Annotated in this window: 17 protein-coding genes; 13 read left to right on the forward strand and 4 right to left on the reverse strand. The window is 57.6% G+C overall.

Features of this window, described 5'->3' with window-relative positions:
* Positions 1 to 71: 71 nt before the first annotated feature.
* Entirely contained in the window at positions 72 to 1,640 is a 1,569-nt protein-coding gene (locus QQF33_RS08025; RefSeq protein WP_285157659.1) for a methyl-accepting chemotaxis protein, read from the forward strand.
* A gap of 34 nt (positions 1,641 to 1,674) precedes the next feature.
* Here QQF33_RS08025 and QQF33_RS08030 read toward each other — a convergent pair whose 3' ends face one another.
* Together QQF33_RS08030 and fbp are read right to left on the reverse strand one after the other, a co-directional pair.
* A complete protein-coding gene (locus QQF33_RS08030; protein WP_282493360.1) occupies positions 1,675 to 1,968 on the reverse strand; it encodes a helix-turn-helix domain-containing protein in 294 nt (97 codons plus the stop codon).
* Between the two features lie 146 nt (positions 1,969 to 2,114).
* Positions 2,115 to 3,113, reverse strand: coding sequence for a class 1 fructose-bisphosphatase (gene fbp, locus QQF33_RS08035; RefSeq protein WP_282493361.1), 999 nt, complete (start codon positions 3,111 to 3,113; stop codon positions 2,115 to 2,117).
* A 198-nt stretch (positions 3,114 to 3,311) separates the two neighbouring features.
* On the opposite strand from fbp, the gene mpl reads away from it, so the two are divergent.
* Positions 3,312 to 4,685, forward strand: coding sequence for a UDP-N-acetylmuramate:L-alanyl-gamma-D-glutamyl-meso-diaminopimelate ligase (mpl, locus tag QQF33_RS08040; RefSeq protein WP_285150361.1), 1,374 nt, complete (start codon positions 3,312 to 3,314; stop codon positions 4,683 to 4,685).
* 79 nt (positions 4,686 to 4,764) lie between these two features.
* Here the strand turns inward: mpl and yjgA are convergent, their stop codons facing one another.
* A complete protein-coding gene (yjgA, locus tag QQF33_RS08045) occupies positions 4,765 to 5,316 on the reverse strand; it encodes a ribosome biogenesis factor YjgA (protein ID WP_095280536.1) in 552 nt (183 codons plus the stop codon).
* 94 nt (positions 5,317 to 5,410) lie between these two features.
* Between yjgA and pmbA the strand changes: the two genes are divergently transcribed.
* Both pmbA and cybC read left to right on the forward strand, forming a co-directional pair.
* The gene (gene pmbA / locus QQF33_RS08050) at positions 5,411 to 6,763 is read left to right on the forward strand and encodes a metalloprotease PmbA (protein ID WP_285157660.1); all 1,353 of its coding nucleotides are present in this window, start codon (positions 5,411 to 5,413) and stop codon (positions 6,761 to 6,763) included.
* A gap of 28 nt (positions 6,764 to 6,791) precedes the next feature.
* The gene (cybC, locus tag QQF33_RS08055) at positions 6,792 to 7,178 is read left to right on the forward strand and encodes a cytochrome b562 (RefSeq protein ID WP_100777838.1); all 387 of its coding nucleotides are present in this window, start codon (positions 6,792 to 6,794) and stop codon (positions 7,176 to 7,178) included.
* Positions 7,179 to 7,248: 70 nt separating this feature from the next.
* Here cybC and QQF33_RS08060 read toward each other — a convergent pair whose 3' ends face one another.
* Positions 7,249 to 7,404, reverse strand: a complete 156-nt coding sequence (locus QQF33_RS08060; protein ID WP_282493365.1) for a Hok/Gef family protein — start codon at positions 7,402 to 7,404, stop codon at positions 7,249 to 7,251.
* Between the two features lie 419 nt (positions 7,405 to 7,823).
* Here QQF33_RS08060 and QQF33_RS08065 point away from each other — a divergent pair, with 419 nt between their 5' ends.
* From QQF33_RS08065 to QQF33_RS08105, 9 genes are all read left to right on the forward strand, one after another.
* A complete protein-coding gene (locus QQF33_RS08065) occupies positions 7,824 to 8,162 on the forward strand; it encodes a glycine dehydrogenase (RefSeq protein ID WP_282493366.1) in 339 nt (112 codons plus the stop codon).
* 11 nt (positions 8,163 to 8,173) lie between these two features.
* On the forward strand, positions 8,174 to 8,536 hold the full coding sequence (locus tag QQF33_RS08070; protein ID WP_100777835.1) for an SFCGS family glycine-rich protein: 363 nt from the start codon (positions 8,174 to 8,176) through the stop codon (positions 8,534 to 8,536).
* Positions 8,537 to 8,538: 2 nt separating this feature from the next.
* On the forward strand, positions 8,539 to 8,838 hold the full coding sequence (locus tag QQF33_RS08075; RefSeq protein WP_100777834.1) for a DUF4312 family protein: 300 nt from the start codon (positions 8,539 to 8,541) through the stop codon (positions 8,836 to 8,838).
* Between the two features lie 22 nt (positions 8,839 to 8,860).
* The gene (locus QQF33_RS08080) at positions 8,861 to 9,637 is read left to right on the forward strand and encodes a DUF4311 domain-containing protein (RefSeq protein ID WP_103947894.1); all 777 of its coding nucleotides are present in this window, start codon (positions 8,861 to 8,863) and stop codon (positions 9,635 to 9,637) included.
* 13 nt (positions 9,638 to 9,650) lie between these two features.
* Positions 9,651 to 10,292 carry a DUF4310 family protein gene (locus QQF33_RS08085; protein ID WP_095280544.1) on the forward strand — a complete coding sequence of 214 codons (642 nt, stop codon included), beginning with the start codon at positions 9,651 to 9,653 and terminating at the stop codon, positions 10,290 to 10,292.
* 42 nt (positions 10,293 to 10,334) lie between these two features.
* Positions 10,335 to 11,468: an amidohydrolase/deacetylase family metallohydrolase gene (locus QQF33_RS08090; RefSeq protein ID WP_285150363.1), complete on the forward strand. Its 1,134-nt coding sequence runs from the start codon at positions 10,335 to 10,337 to the stop codon at positions 11,466 to 11,468.
* Positions 11,452 to 12,570: a DgaE family pyridoxal phosphate-dependent ammonia lyase gene (locus tag QQF33_RS08095; protein ID WP_285145757.1), complete on the forward strand. Its 1,119-nt coding sequence runs from the start codon at positions 11,452 to 11,454 to the stop codon at positions 12,568 to 12,570. The genes QQF33_RS08090 and QQF33_RS08095 overlap by 17 nt, the downstream gene beginning before the upstream one ends.
* Positions 12,567 to 13,307 (forward strand): 2-dehydro-3-deoxy-phosphogluconate aldolase, encoded by a 741-nt coding sequence (gene dagF, locus QQF33_RS08100; protein ID WP_285157661.1) that lies wholly within the window; start codon positions 12,567 to 12,569, stop codon positions 13,305 to 13,307. Before QQF33_RS08095 ends, dagF begins: the two co-directional genes overlap by 4 nt.
* 151 nt (positions 13,308 to 13,458) lie before the next feature.
* Positions 13,459 to 14,604, forward strand: coding sequence for a lactonase family protein (locus QQF33_RS08105; RefSeq protein ID WP_285157662.1), 1,146 nt, complete (start codon positions 13,459 to 13,461; stop codon positions 14,602 to 14,604).
* The last annotated feature ends 3 nt before the right edge of the window (positions 14,605 to 14,607 follow it).

A 14,607-nucleotide genomic window follows, 5' to 3' on the forward strand; every position in this document is an offset into this window, starting at 1 on the left:
TAAACTTTTTCCGGTAGCGGTCGATAACCTTTATTTCTGTCCAGAAATATCTCGCTACCGGAAATAACATCATGCTGAAAACGCTATCGATTCGTACCGGCTTGCTTTCGTTACTGGCCGTTATGACCCTTCTGCTGCTGATTGTCAGCGGCATTGGCATCTATGCCCTCACACAGAGTTCCTCTTCTTTACAGCGCATCAATCACCTGCAGGGTGAGCAGATGGTGCAGCTCAACGCGGGTTACACGCTGATTTTGCGCGCCCGTAATGAGGCAGGTCAGGCCGTGCGTCTGATGGAGATCGGCATGCTGGATGATGCCGCCAAATCCGTGCAGAACATCAATCGCGAAGTCGCGCAGGCGCAAAAAACGCTGAAAGGCGTAATCGACGGCGGAATTGAGAATCCGCAGGGGCAGCAGCTGCTGGATAAAGTGGCGGCGAGTTTCGCCACCTATAACACCGACGGGATCACTCCGATGGTCGCTGCGCTGAACCAACAGAGCGCCGATGCCTATTACGATCTGCTGGAGAACAAGCTGATCCCGGTCGCGCGCCAGTTTGATAACGATATGCAGGCGTTCCAGTCGTGGAGCGAGCAGCGCGGGAAATCGGAAGTGAAAGCGGTGCAGTCGAGCAAAAACCGCGTGATGATGCTGATCGTGATCGCCGCGCTGCTCACCGCCGGGATTATCGTTCTGGCGTGGCTGTCCCTGCGCCATATGCTGCTTAAGCCGCTGCTGGCATCTATCTCCCAGCTTGAGCGCGTGGCGGCAGGCGATCTGACCCACAGCCTGAACGAACCGACCAGTCAGGAGTTCAACCGGCTGAATGCGGCCATCGAAGAGATGCGCCAGTCGCTGATGGGCTCGGTGATGCGCGTGCGCGATGCCAGCTCGCAGATTGACACGGGCAGCCGCGAACTGACGGCGGGCAACATCAATCTGGCCCAGCGCACGGAATCCACGGCCACCTCCCTTGAGCAGACCGCGGCCAGCATGGAACAGATCACCGCCACGGTGAAACAGAACGCCGACAACGCCGAGCAGGCGCACCAGATGGCGAAAAGCGTCTCGGACACGGCGGATCACGGCAGCGAAATGGTGTGCTATGTGATTGAAAAAATGCGCGATATCTCGGGCAGCTCGGCGCGCATCGCCGACATCCTGAGCGTGATTGACGGTATCGCCTTCCAGACCAACATCCTGGCGCTCAACGCTTCGGTAGAAGCCGCGCGTGCGGGCGAGCAGGGGCGTGGTTTTGCGGTGGTCGCCGGGGAAGTACGCAACCTCGCCAGCCGAAGCGCCGATGCGGCGAAAGAGATCCGCACGCTGATCAGCGATTCACAGACTCACGTCAACGAAGGCAGCGAGCTGGCGCAACAGGCTGGTGAGACGATGGATGAGATCGCCACGGAAGTGCTGCGCATGACCAAACTGATGCGTGAGATCGCCAACGCCTCTCTGGAACAGAGTCGAGGTATTGAGCAGGTGAATATTGCGGTCAATCAGATGGACGAGACCGCGCAGCAAAATGCCGCGCTGGTACAACAGTCTTCCGCGGCAACGCGATCGCTGGAAGAGCAATCACGCGAACTGATTGAAGCGATGTCGTCGTTTAAATTGTCGGCACAAACGGCCTGATAATAATCAACCCTGGCGTGCAATGCGCCGGGGTTTATACTTCCGTAGTATTCACTGCACCAATATTTTGATGAATATCCGCCATTAAATTTTCCAGCGAATTGGTTAACTGTAATGCTTTTGGCGTCGGCTCAAGATATAAGCCTTTACGAATAAATAACGGCTCGTCAAAGAGTTGATTAAAACGTTTTAACGCCAGGCTCACCGCAGGGCGGGACATCTCCAGACGGATGGAGGCTTTCGCCATGCTGCCGCAACGGACGATCTCAATAAAGACAGGGATAAGATTTAAATCAATACCGGTGTTCGCACGAGAAAAATTTTGCATCCTGACAGTCACTCCTCTGAATAATTACGCAACTGTTCAGAATAATGCGCGACAGGGCGGGAAGATTAAAGCGCCATTTTTATATTCATTTATACGGTAAAATATATAAATAAGAACGGGGAGTGGAACTCCCCGTAAGAAAAGCATTATGCGTCAGGGTATTCGCGGATAAGACGCTCGACGTCTTCGACCATATGATCGTTGCCGACGAAGAACGAACGGCGCTGGTGCAGACTCTCCGGGATGATGTCCAGGATGCGATCTTTACCGTCGCTCGCCTTGCCGCCGGCCTGTTCGGCCAGGAACGCCATCGGGTTGCATTCGTACAGCAGACGCAGTTTCCCTTCCGGGTGGCTGGCGGTGCTTGGGTAGAGATAAATACCGCCTTTCAGCAGGTTACGGTGGAAATCCGCCACCAGAGAACCGATGTAGCGCGAGGTATACGGGCGCTGGGTCAACTTATCCTCTTCCTGGCAGAATTTGATGTACTTCTTCACGCCATTCGGGAATTTGATGTAATTGCCTTCGTTAATGGAGTAGGTGCTGCCGCTGGCCGGGTAACGCATACGCTCCTGGCACAGGCAGAACACGCCCAGCGACGGATCGTAGGTAAAGGCGTGCACGCCGCAGCCGGTGGTGTACACCAGCATGGTGGAGGAGCCGTAAACCACATACCCGGCCGCCACCTGCTTGTTGCCCGGCTGGAGGAAATCTTCTTCCGTGACCGGCGTGCCGACGGGCGTGACGCGGCGATAGATGGAGAAGATCGTGCCGACAGAAACGTTAACGTCGATGTTCGAGGATCCGTCCAGCGGATCCATCAGCACAACGTATTTGGCGTGCTCGCAGCCTTCGAAAACCACGATTTCATCTTCTTCTTCGGACGCGATGCCCGCGACGATATCGCGTGCGCGCAGTGCGGCTTTCAGTTTTTCATTGGCGAACAGATCGAGTTTTTGCTGCACCTCGCCCTGTACGTTTTCGGCACCGCTGGCACCCAGGATATCGACCAGACCGGCCTTGTTGATATCGCGGTGGATGATCTTCGCGCCGAGCTTTATTGCCGACAGCAAAGCAGTGAGCTCACCGGTAGCATGAGAGAACTCGTGCTGCTTTTCGACAATAAATTCACCTAACGTTTTCATAACACTTTCCCTGCATCGTATGTGAGTAAAGCGATCGTATGTTGCGTATAAAGCCAGAAGTCCAACAATCTTAACAAACATTCAAATATTAGCGCAGAGGTGAATCGCGCCAGCAAAATACGGATTTACCTGAAATGCGTTTCTCTGGGGCTGACATGTGAGTAAAATGTGCGCCACACAGAAGAGGGATAGTGACGTATGCGCATTCATATATTGGGGATTTGTGGCACTTTCATGGGCGGACTGGCGATGCTGGCGCGCTCTTTAGGCCATGAGGTGACAGGTTCGGACGCCAATGTGTATCCGCCGATGAGCACATTGCTCGAGAAGCAGGGCATCGACCTGATTTCGGGATATGACGCCAGCCAACTGGACGACGAGCCCGATCTGGTGATTATCGGCAACGCCATGACCCGTGGTAATCCGTGTGTGGAAGCGGTGCTGGAACGCAACATTCCGTTCATGTCTGGCCCGCAGTGGCTGCACGATTTCGTGCTGCGCGATCGCTGGGTGCTGGCCGTTGCCGGTACGCATGGCAAAACCACCACCGCCGGTATGGCAACCTGGATCCTGGAAGCCTGCGGCTACAAACCGGGCTTTGTGATCGGCGGCGTACCGGGGAATTTTGACGTCTCCGCGCGTCTGGGCGACAGCCCGTTCTTTGTGATTGAAGCGGACGAATACGACTGCGCGTTCTTCGATAAGCGTTCCAAGTTCGTGCATTACTGCCCGCGCACGCTGATCCTCAACAACCTTGAGTTCGATCACGCGGACATCTTTGACGATCTGAAAGCCATTCAGAAACAGTTCCACCACCTGGTGCGCATCGTGCCGGGCCAGGGCCGCATCATCTACCCGGAAAACGACATCAACCTGAAACAGACGATGGCGATGGGCTGCTGGAGCGAGCAGGAGCTGGTGGGCGAGCAGGGCCACTGGCAGGCGAAGAAACTGACCACCGACGCGTCCGAATGGGAAGTGTTGCTGGACGGCGAGAAAGTCGGCGAAGTGAAGTGGGCGCTGGTCGGCGAACACAACATGCATAACGGTCTGATGGCGATTGCCGCCGCGCGTCACGTGGGCGTAGTGCCTGCCGATGCGGCGAATGCGCTGAACTCGTTCATCAACGCCCGTCGTCGCCTTGAACTGCGTGGCGAAGCCAACGGCGTGACCGTGTACGACGATTTCGCCCATCACCCGACGGCGATCCTCGCGACGCTGGCTGCCCTGCGCGGCAAAGTGGGCGGTACGGCGCGGATCCTGGCGGTGCTGGAACCGCGTTCAAACACCATGAAAATGGGGCTCAGCAAGGACGATCTCGCGCCGTCGTTAGGCCGTGCGGATGAAGTTTTCCTCCTGCAACCGCAGCATATTCCGTGGCAGGTGGCGGAAGTGGCCGAAGCCTGCGTGCAGCCTGCGCACTGGCATGCGGACGTGGATACGCTGGCGGATATGATCGTGAAAACGGCCCAGCCGGGCGATCACATTCTGGTGATGAGTAACGGTGGTTTTGGTGGGATACATCAGAAACTGCTGGACGGTCTGGCGAAGAAAGCACAAGCGGTAGAGTAACTGTTGTGCCCGGTGGCGCTTTGCTTACCGGGCCTACGGGATCGTAGGCCGGATAAGCGCAGCGCCATCCGGCAAAAACTTAACCTTCGTTCTCAGCCAGCTCGCGCAGATACTGGAAAATCAGGCGCGCAGATTTCGGCGGCTTATTCCCTTCTTTCTCTTTCTTCGCGTTGCGGATAAGCGAACGTAACTGCTGACGGTCGGCGTCCGGCCACAGGTTCAACACTTCTGCGACGGCGTCGTCGCCATTATCCACGAGACGGTCGCGGATCTGCTCCAGCTTATGGAACAGCGCAACCTGCTGGTTGTGGCGGTTCTTCAGCTTGTCCAGCGCCTGGCGAATCGGTTCTACGTCACGCTGGCGCAGCATTTTACCGATCAGCTGCAGCTGACGGCGACGGCCTTCTTTTTTGATGCGTTGGGCCAGTTCAATGGCTCCGCGCAAATCCGGGTCGAGCGGGAGTTTATCCAGCGCGTTTTTACCCAGCTCTACCATTTCCGCACCAAGTTGTTTTAACTCTTCGGCGTCGCGTTTAATTTCACTTTTACTGACCCAGATGATTTCATCATCTTCGTCTTCGATGTCATCACCGGGAACGTCGTCGAGCCAGTCTTCGGGCTGCTTAGTCATGTCAGGCTCCTTAAAAAAGAGGCTAATGTTACCAGTTAAGACGCGCACTGAAAAACGGTTCTCTGTTAGACTTCAGATAACTCCCTCTTACAGTATGGCATTTGCGATGAAAGTAACCTCACAAGTTGAAGCGCAGCGTAAGATTCTTGAAGAAGCGGTATCCACAGCACTGATGCTGGCCTCAGGCCAATCCGATGGCGCAGAAGTGGCGGTCAGCAAGACCACGGGCATTAGCGTCAGCACCCGCTTTGGCGAAGTGGAAAACGTTGAATTTAACAGTGACGGCGCGCTGGGGATTACGGTTTATCACCAGAATCGCAAAGGCAGCGCCTCGTCGACAGATTTGAGCCCGGATGCGATCGCGCGCACCGTGCAGGCCGCGCTGGATATCGCGCGCTACACTTCGCCAGACCCGTATGCAGGCGTGGCGGACAAAGAGCTGCTGGCGTTTGACGCCCCGGATCTCGACCTGTTCCACCCGGCGGAAGTGTCTCCGGACGAAGCCATTGAGTACGCGGCTCGCGCAGAGCAAGCCTCGCTGAAAGCGGATAAACGCATCACCAATACCGAAGGCGGCAGCTTCAACAGCCACTACGGGATCAAAGTGTTCGGCAACAGCCACGGCATGCTGCAGGGCTACTGCTCAACGCGTCACTCTCTCTCCAGCTGCGTGATCGCCGAAGAGAACGGCGACATGGAGCGCGATTACGCTTACACCATTGGCCGCGCGATGGGCGATTTGCAGTCCCCGGAGTGGGTCGGCGAAGAGTGCGCGAAACGCACCCTGTCCCGTTTGTCGCCGCGCAAACTCTCCACCATGAAAGCGCCGGTGATCTTCGCCAATGAAGTGGCGACAGGTCTGTTTGGTCACCTGGTGGGCGCGATTGCGGGTGGGGCGGTTTACCGTAAATCCACCTTCCTGCTCGATGCGCTGGGCACGCAAATTCTGCCAGAATGGCTGACCATCGAAGAACATCCGCACCTGCTGAAAGGCCTGGCGTCCACGCCGTTCGACAGCGAAGGCGTGCGCACGGAACGTCGCGACATCATCAAAGACGGCGTGCTGACCCAGTGGCTGCTGACCAACTACTCCGCACGTAAGCTGGGGCTGAAAAGCACCGGTCACGCGGGCGGGATCCACAACTGGCGCATTGAAGGCCAGGGGCTGAACTTTGAACAGATGCTCAAACAGATGGGCACCGGCCTCGTGGTCACTGAGCTGATGGGCCAGGGCGTAAGCGGCATCACCGGGGATTACTCGCGCGGTGCGGCGGGCTTCTGGGTCGAAAACGGCGAAATTCAGTACCCGGTGAGCGAAATCACCATCGCCGGCAACTTAAAAGATATGTGGCGCAATATTGTGACCGTCGGTAACGATATTGAAACGCGCAGCAATATACAGTGTGGTTCAGTGCTGTTACCGGAGATGAAAATCGCCGGTCAATAATCTTTCATAATAAAAAAGGAAGTGAGCAATGTATAAAAGCCTGTTAGCCGTCGTCGTCGCGTCAACCCTGGTCATGAGTTCGGCAGCCTTTTCCGCCGATCTTGAAGACAACATGGACACCCTCAGCACCAATCTGAAAGTGGTGCAAAAAACGGATAATGCGACAGAAATGAAAGACGCATTAACCAAGATGCGTGCCGCCGCCCTCGACGCGCAAAAAGCAACGCCGCCGAAGCTGGAAAACGCCGCACCGGACAGCGCGGAGATGAAAGATTTCCGCCACGGTTTTGACGTGCTGGTCGGCCAGATTGACGGTGCGCTTAAGCTTGCCAACGAAGGCAAAGTGAAAGAGGCGCAGGCCGCCGCTGACGGGTTTGTCACCACGCGTAACGAGTACCACAAAAAGTACCGTTAATTGGGTGCCTGAGCTGTACGCCCTTTCTCGTGAGGCGGAGGCATACTCCCTGCCTCCGCATGTCAGCTCCTTACTTTCCGGAGCGGCAGTCCATCCGCGCAGTTAACTCCAGCGAACCCTGATGAAAACGAATTTCACACAGGGTTTTCCGGTTTACCAGAGATAAGATGATTATTGTCAAAGCAATAATCATCAGGGCCCTAATAATGGGTTTCTGCTGCTTCATGGGTGCCTCCTTGCTTTAAAAGCGGGTAAGGCACTAACTTCACGTGTGAGGACGTGTCGTTTAAGGCCCCGACCCTGGTTTTAAGTCAGTTAGGGGCTTTCCACTTTCCGTCCCATGCATGAGACGGTCAGTCTCAAGCACCCACCCGCACTCTACCGAATCCCGATAAGAAAACCTTATCCACGTCACATTTCTACGAGCCTGCTCGTAAACTTTTTCGCTCTCATCCGTACCCTTTGACCACCGAATCGCGTGACATTCATCACGCAAATCCAGCTGATAATCCATATTCACCGCAATTATGTGGCACAGATCACTGGTGCCGCTCTCCTTTCCACTTCGAAGTGGAAAACAACTCGCTACAAACAATTCACCGCCAGCGTTAGTTTTATCCCAGAGCCATTAACGGGGTAAGACGAGTGATTAACGGAGCGGTAATGAACGACGTTGGGGAACAGGCAGCGCAAACGGCACAGCTCGCCGACACCATGCTGGAGCAGGTTTTCACGCTGCTTCGCCAGCACAACATCATTCCCAATGACGTCCAGGTGCAAATGCTGACTTCACACGTTCGCGCGATGGCGCACCGGTCCGTGACCGGCGAACCGCTGCCGGACGTTGAAGCCGACCTGTTTGACGAAATTTCTGCAGATTCAATGCGACTTGCCCGCGAAGTAGTGGCGCAGTTCGGCAATCTTCCTGATGAAGAAGCCTGGCTGCTCTCCGTCCACTTCGAAGTCGCGAAAGACAACCTTTAAGGAGCACTACCATGGAACAAATTACTGTTGTGATTGGCGATCGTCTGGGCAAAGGCCAGAAAGTGGCTATCGGCGTTGAGAAAGCAGGCGGACGTGCGGTTGTGGTTCCGGGCGTGGCGGCGGACATGAAGCTGGGCGACGTGATGAAAGCGGAAAACGCTACCTTCGGCATCTCTTTCTGCGGCAGCGGCGGCGCAGGCGCTATCACCGCTCAGACCAAATACGGCTACAAAGCCAAATACGGCATGCGTTCGGTGGAAGAGGGCGTCACCGCCATCAACGAAGGCTGCAACGTGCTGGGCTTTGGCTTTATGGATAAAGAAGAGCTGGGCGAGCGTCTGGTCCAGGCGTGGCAGAAGAAGCACGGCGCCTGAGCATGAAAGAACAATTCACCACCACGGTGAGAGTGAAAGGCAAAGGCGAGATGAAATCCCGCGCCTTTGCCGACGCGCTAAACCACGTTCAGGCCGCGGTGATGAAAGCATCACCGCATATCTTACTGCGTATTGAGCCACAGGATGTGCAGGTTGTTCAGGCGCAAGAAGCGGTGCGTAAAGAAGCCTTTCTGTACTTCTTTTTGCGCCGGGAAAGACGCACCTACAGCGTGGAGCTGGATGTGACCGTCAACGTGACCGCCATCAATCTCGACAAGGTGGACTTTGTCACGCAACGCTGATTCTTACTAATAGGGCAGACTAATGTTCCTGATAATTTTAATAAAATCGCTCATCATCGGCGGCCTGGTTGGCGTCGGTGTGGGCGCCGGAGCGGCACGCATGTTTCATGCGCCTACCACACAAGGTATGGGCGCGTTTCGTACGTTGGGGGAATTGAACTCCTGTGAAGGGGACCCTGCGTCTCACTTCTCCTTTGGTCTGGGGTTCTTCTTTAACGCCTGGGCATCGTCAGTGGCTGCGGGGGCATTCACTCAGGACGTTGACCATCGCATCATCCCGAACTGGGGTGCGGCGGCGCTGATGCTGAAAAACCGCAACGTCGGCGAAACCCTGCACGACCCGCGCAAAATGGCGATTGCCTGCGGCATCATCGGCATGTTCGTCGTCACCTTCCTTAACCTCACCGCGTCGTCCGTTCCGGCAGCCCTTCAGGTCACCGCCGTGAAGGTTCTGGTCCCGGCAGCCAACCTGCTGGTGAACACCGTGATGCCGGTGATCTTCTGGCTGGCGGCCATTGATGCGGGCAAAAAATCGGGCTTCTGGGCAACCGTGTTTGGCGGCGCAGCGCAGCTGATCATGGGTAACGCCGTACCGGGTCTGGTGCTGGGGATTCTGATCGGTAAAGGCGTCGAAGAGAGCGGCTGGAACCACGTCACCAAAGTGATGATGGTCGCCATCGTTCTGCTGTTCGTCCTGAGCGGCTTCTTCCGCGGCTTCGACATGAAGATGATCGAATCCTTCCATCTGACCGTGCCGAACTGGCTCGAACTGATCCACAGCTCGCTCAGCGGCAAATAACAGGAGCCTCGACATGGAACAGAATAAAGGTTTTTGGTATGCCGACTGGTCGTTCCCGATCTTCGTTGGCCTGCTCTCCTCCGGCGTTTTCGCCGGGACGCACATGTACTACCTGTACGGCATCGGCGCATTTAACGAAGTGGCCTTCGTGGCGATGCTGAAAGCGGGCATCGACACCGGCGTGTACGGCGCGGTGGCGGCGTTCGGCGCGAGCTTCCTGTTCGCCCGTATCATCGAAGGCTCCCTGGTGGGGATCCTGGATATCGGCGGTGCGATTCAGACCGGCGTCGGCCTCGGCGTTCCGGCGCTGTTGCTGGGCGCGGGGATTATGTTCCCGGTGACCAACTTTATCGCCTCGCTGGCGACCGGCCTGGTGATTGGTCTGGCGATTGGTTACGTCATCATTCTGGCGCGTAAATTCACCATCAATCAGAGCAACTCCACCTACGGGGCTGACGTGATGATGGGCGCGGGTAACGCCTCGGGCCGCTTCCTCGGGCCGTTGATTATCCTCAGCGCCATGACCGCCTCCATTCCGATTGGTATCGGCTCCCTGGTCGGCGCACTGCTGTTCTACCTCTGGCAGAAGCCGATTACCGGCGGCGCGATCCTCGGCGCCATGATTTTAGGCTCGCTGTTCCCGGTAGCCCTTTAACACCCACGGGCGCTCAGGCGCCCGTCCTTTCAGGAGATACGCATGTTTGATTTACTCCTGCGCCGTGCGCGCCTGACCGACGATACCCTGACCGATATCGCCATCCAGGACGGCAAAATCGCAGCGCTGGGCGAGATTTCCACTCCCGCACACAAAACCGTCGAGCTGAACGGCGAAGTCTTCGTCAGCGCCGGCTGGATTGATTCCCACGTTCACTGCTACCCGAACTCCCCGATCTACCACGATGAGCCCGACAGCGTCGGCATCGCCACGGGCGTCACCTCGGTGGTGGATGCAGGCAGCACCGGCGCGGATGACGTGGACGACTTCTACGACATCACCCGCAAAGCGTCTACAGACGTTTTTGCCCTGCTGAATATCTCCCGCGTGGGGCTGATCGCCCAGAACGAACTGGCGAACATGGCCAATATCGACGCCGACGCGGTGAAGCAGGCCGTTGCACGCCACCCGGATTTTATCGTTGGCCTGAAAGCGCGCATGAGCAGCAGCGTGGTCGGCGAAAACGGCATCACGCCGCTGGAGCGTGCGAAAACCATTCAGAAAGAGAACGGCGATCTGCCGCTGATGGTGCACATCGGTAACAACCCGCCGAATCTCGACGAGATTGCCGATCTGCTCAGCTCTGGCGACATCATCACTCACTGCTACAACGGCAAACCGAACCGCATTCTGACGCCGGAAGGGGAGCTGCGCGCTTCCGTCACCCGTGCGCTGAAGCGCGGCGTGCGTCTGGACGTCGGCCACGGGACCGCGAGCTTTAGCTTTGAAGTGGCGAAACGCGCCATCGCGATGGGCATTCTGCCGCACACCATCAGCTCGGACATCTACTGCCGCAATCGCATCAACGGTCCGGTGGGCAGTCTGGCCAGCGTGATGTCGAAATTCCTCGCCATTGGCATGTCGCTCCCGCAGGTGATCGAGTGTGTCACCGCCAACGCCGCCGATGGCCTGCGCCTGGCCCATAAAGGCCGCCTTCAGCCGGGTCTGGACGCCGACCTGACGCTCTTCACCGTCAAACGCCAGCCGACGCTGCTGGTGGATGCGGAAAACGACAGCCTGCAGGCTGAACATATTCTGGTGCCGCTTGCCGCGATCCGCGCGGGCAAGGGCTATATGACCGAACAAGGGAGTACGGAAAATGCCTTCGATTTATGAGAAGTACAATTTAAAACAGGTGATCAACACGTCTGGCCGCATGACCGCGCTCGGCGTATCCACCCCGCGCCCGGAAGTGGTGCAGGCGGCGATGGACGGCATGAATCAGTACTTCGAGATGAAAGATCTGGTGAATAAAACCGGGGAGTACATCGCGAAGCTGCTGGACGTGGAAGGGGCGACGGTGGTCTCCTGCGCGTCGGCGGGGATTGCCCAGTCCGTTGCGGCGGTGCTGGTGAAAGACAGCGACTGGCTGCTGGAAAACCTGCACGTCACCCCGATCGAGAACAACGAAATCGTACTGCCAAAAGGCCACAACGTTAACTTCGGCGCGCCGGTCGGCACCATGGTGGCGCTCGGCGGCGGTAAACTGGTGGAAGCCGGGTACGCCAACGAATGCTCCGCCGATCAGCTGGCGGCAGCGATCACCCCGCGCACGGCGGCGATCCTCTACATCAAATCGCACCACTGCGTGCAGAAAAGCATGCTTAGCGTCGAGCAGGCGGCGGTGGTGGCGCGTAAACACGATCTTCCGCTGATCGTCGATGCGGCGGCGGAAGAAGATCTTCACACCTACTATCGCTCCGGCGCGGATCTGGTGATCTACAGCGGCGCGAAGGCGATCGAAGGGCCAACCAGCGGGCTGGTGATCGGCAAAACGCAGTACGTGGAATGGGTAAAACGCCAGACGGCGGGCATTGGCCGGGCGATGAAAGTGGGCAAAGAGGGGATTCTCGGCCTGACCTGCGCCATCGAACACTACCTGACGGCGACCAAAGAGAGCGGTGCTGAGATGGTGGCGAAGATGACGCCATTTATCGATTCCCTGAATACCCTCAACGGCGTCACGGCCCGCGTGGTCTGGGACAGCGCCGGTCGCGATATCGCGCGCACCGAAATTAAATTTGACGAGGCCACCACCGGCGTCGGCACCGGCGAGCTGGTCAGTCAGCTCAAGCAGGGTGAATACGCGATCTATTTCCGTGGCTATAAGGCCAACGAAGGGATTATCGAAGCGGACGTACGCAGCGTCAGCGCCGATCAGCTGAACATTGTTTATCGCCGCATCCGCGAAGTCTTAAGCCAGGAGAAATCAGCATGAAACTGACCCCCAATTTTTATCGTGACCGCGTGTGCCTGAACGTGCTGGCGGGTTCCAAAGCCAACGCCAGCGCGATCTATGAGGCCGCAGAAGGTCATGTCCTGGTGGGCGTGCTCTCCAAAAACTATCCTGATGTGGCGAGCGCCGTGGCGGATATGCGCGAATACGCCGCGCTTATCGACAACGCGCTCTCCGTCGGGCTGGGCGCGGGCGATCCGAACCAGTCGGCGATGGTGAGCGAGATTTCTCGCCAGGTGCAGCCGCAGCACGTTAACCAGGTGTTCACTGGCGTCGCGACCAGCCGCGCGCTGCTCGGGCAGAACGCGTCCGTGGTCAACGGTCTGGTCTCGCCAACGGGCACCGTCGGGATGGTCAAAATCTCCACCGGCCCGCTGAGCAGCAAAGCGCCGGACGGCATTGTTCCGGTGGAAACCGCGATTGCCCTGCTGAAAGATTTCGGCGGCAGCTCAATCAAATACTTCCCGATGGGCGGCCTTGAGTGTCGTGACGAATACAAAGCCGTCGCCGAAGCCTGCGCCCGCCACGATTTCTGGCTGGAGCCGACCGGCGGTATCGACCTGGAGAACTTCGAGGAGATCCTGCAGATCGCCCTGGATGCGGGCGTGAGCAAAATCATTCCGCATATTTATAGCTCGATTATCGACAAAGCCAGCGGCGACACCCGTCCTGAGGACGTGCGTAAGTTGCTGGAGATGACGAAGAAGTTGGTTCAGTAGTTTTTCCCCTCACCCTAACCCTCTCCCACAGGGAGAGGGGACTAAAACCGCCCTCACCCTGTGAGAGTGGGGACTCTTATCTCCCTCTCCCTGTGGGAGAGGGCCGGGGTGAGGGCATCAAACCGCACCATAGCCAAAGCCAGGAGCCACCATGCACCCCCATCACCTGCTCGTCGCTTCACTCTCCCTGCTCGCAACCGCCGCCGTTGCTCAGCCCCAGTACGCCTGGGTCGGCACCTACAACCCGAACGGCGAAGGGCTGTACCGTTTTACCGTCGATCCGCAAACCGGCGCGCTCGGTGAGAAAAAGCTCGTCAGCCCACTGCCCAACGCCGCGCAGCTCACCGTCTCACACGACGGCAAAACCCTGTATCTGGCAAGCGAAGCCGAGAAAGGCGCAATCCAGGCGCTGCGCATCGGTGCCGACGGTGAACTCACCGAGCTGAATCAGGTAGCGTCTGGCGGAGCGGGGCCGGTGTATGTGTCCCTCACGCCAGAGGGGCGTCATCTGCTGGTGGCGAACTACGTCAGCGGCTCGATTGCGGTACTGCCGGTGAAGGCGGACGGCAGCCTGGGCGAGGCGACGGACACCCATCAGGATCAGGGTGAACCCGGCGCAGCGAAACCGGAAGCAGCAGTGGAGGGGAGTTTCGCTGCGAGCGATCACAACGGCCCGCACGCCCATATGATCGCCGCCGATCCGAGCGGGAAATTCGTCTTCTCGACGGATCTCGGCCTGGATCGCATCTATCAGTATCGCTTTGACGATCAAAGCGGAAAACTCACGCCAAACGATCCGCCGTTTATCAGCGCCTCGTCGAAAGGCGCGGGGCCGCGGCATTTCGTCTTTACGCCGAAAGGCGATGGTCTGTGGCTGATCAACGAAGAGTCCTCAACCCTGACCTGGTATGCGCTGGATAAGACTTCCGGCACCCTGAAAGCGGGCAGAACGATCTCGTCGCTGCCGAAGGAGTACAAAGGCACCAGTTTTGCCGCCGGGCTGGCGTTGAGCGCCGACGGCCAGCAGCTGTATGTCGCGAACCGTTTGCATAACAGCATCGCGCACTTTAGGGTAACGGCGGACGGCACGCTGGTGCATCAGGACGATGTCTGGACGCGCGGGGATTATCCGCGCTCCCTGACCCTGGATCAGCAGGGCCGCTGGCTGTACGTTATGAATCAGCGCAGCGATAACATCACCCGTTTTCGCGTTGCGCCCGATGGCACACTAAGCTTTGAACCGGACTACACGCCGGTCGGCAGTCCATCACAGATGGTCATTTCAATCGGGCCATGAGCC

It is taken from the genome of Lelliottia wanjuensis (genome assembly GCF_030238365.1).
GTDB lineage: Bacteria > Pseudomonadota > Gammaproteobacteria > Enterobacterales > Enterobacteriaceae > Enterobacter > Enterobacter wanjuensis.

What these genes read in the sequence shown, in the direction of transcription:
- QQF33_RS08060 (WP_282493365.1), bottom strand. Translation starts at nt 7,404, where the DNA reads ATGAAGCAGCAGAAACCCATTATTAGGGCCCTGATGATTATTGCTTTG.
- QQF33_RS08075 (WP_100777834.1), top strand. Translation starts at nt 8,539, where the DNA reads ATGAAAGAACAATTCACCACCACGGTGAGAGTGAAAGGCAAAGGCGAG.
- QQF33_RS08025 (WP_285157659.1), top strand. Translation starts at nt 72, where the DNA reads ATGCTGAAAACGCTATCGATTCGTACCGGCTTGCTTTCGTTACTGGCC.
- QQF33_RS08070 (WP_100777835.1), top strand. Translation starts at nt 8,174, where the DNA reads ATGGAACAAATTACTGTTGTGATTGGCGATCGTCTGGGCAAAGGCCAG.
- pmbA (WP_285157660.1), top strand. Translation starts at nt 5,411, where the DNA reads ATGGCATTTGCGATGAAAGTAACCTCACAAGTTGAAGCGCAGCGTAAG.
- mpl (WP_285150361.1), top strand. Translation starts at nt 3,312, where the DNA reads ATGCGCATTCATATATTGGGGATTTGTGGCACTTTCATGGGCGGACTG.
- QQF33_RS08090 (WP_285150363.1), top strand. Translation starts at nt 10,335, where the DNA reads ATGTTTGATTTACTCCTGCGCCGTGCGCGCCTGACCGACGATACCCTG.
- cybC (WP_100777838.1), top strand. Translation starts at nt 6,792, where the DNA reads ATGTATAAAAGCCTGTTAGCCGTCGTCGTCGCGTCAACCCTGGTCATG.
- QQF33_RS08030 (WP_282493360.1), bottom strand. Translation starts at nt 1,968, where the DNA reads ATGCAAAATTTTTCTCGTGCGAACACCGGTATTGATTTAAATCTTATC.
- yjgA (WP_095280536.1), bottom strand. Translation starts at nt 5,316, where the DNA reads ATGACTAAGCAGCCCGAAGACTGGCTCGACGACGTTCCCGGTGATGAC.
- dagF (WP_285157661.1), top strand. Translation starts at nt 12,567, where the DNA reads ATGAAACTGACCCCCAATTTTTATCGTGACCGCGTGTGCCTGAACGTG.
- QQF33_RS08105 (WP_285157662.1), top strand. Translation starts at nt 13,459, where the DNA reads ATGCACCCCCATCACCTGCTCGTCGCTTCACTCTCCCTGCTCGCAACC.
- QQF33_RS08085 (WP_095280544.1), top strand. Translation starts at nt 9,651, where the DNA reads ATGGAACAGAATAAAGGTTTTTGGTATGCCGACTGGTCGTTCCCGATC.
- QQF33_RS08095 (WP_285145757.1), top strand. Translation starts at nt 11,452, where the DNA reads ATGCCTTCGATTTATGAGAAGTACAATTTAAAACAGGTGATCAACACG.
- QQF33_RS08080 (WP_103947894.1), top strand. Translation starts at nt 8,861, where the DNA reads ATGTTCCTGATAATTTTAATAAAATCGCTCATCATCGGCGGCCTGGTT.
- fbp (WP_282493361.1), bottom strand. Translation starts at nt 3,113, where the DNA reads ATGAAAACGTTAGGTGAATTTATTGTCGAAAAGCAGCACGAGTTCTCT.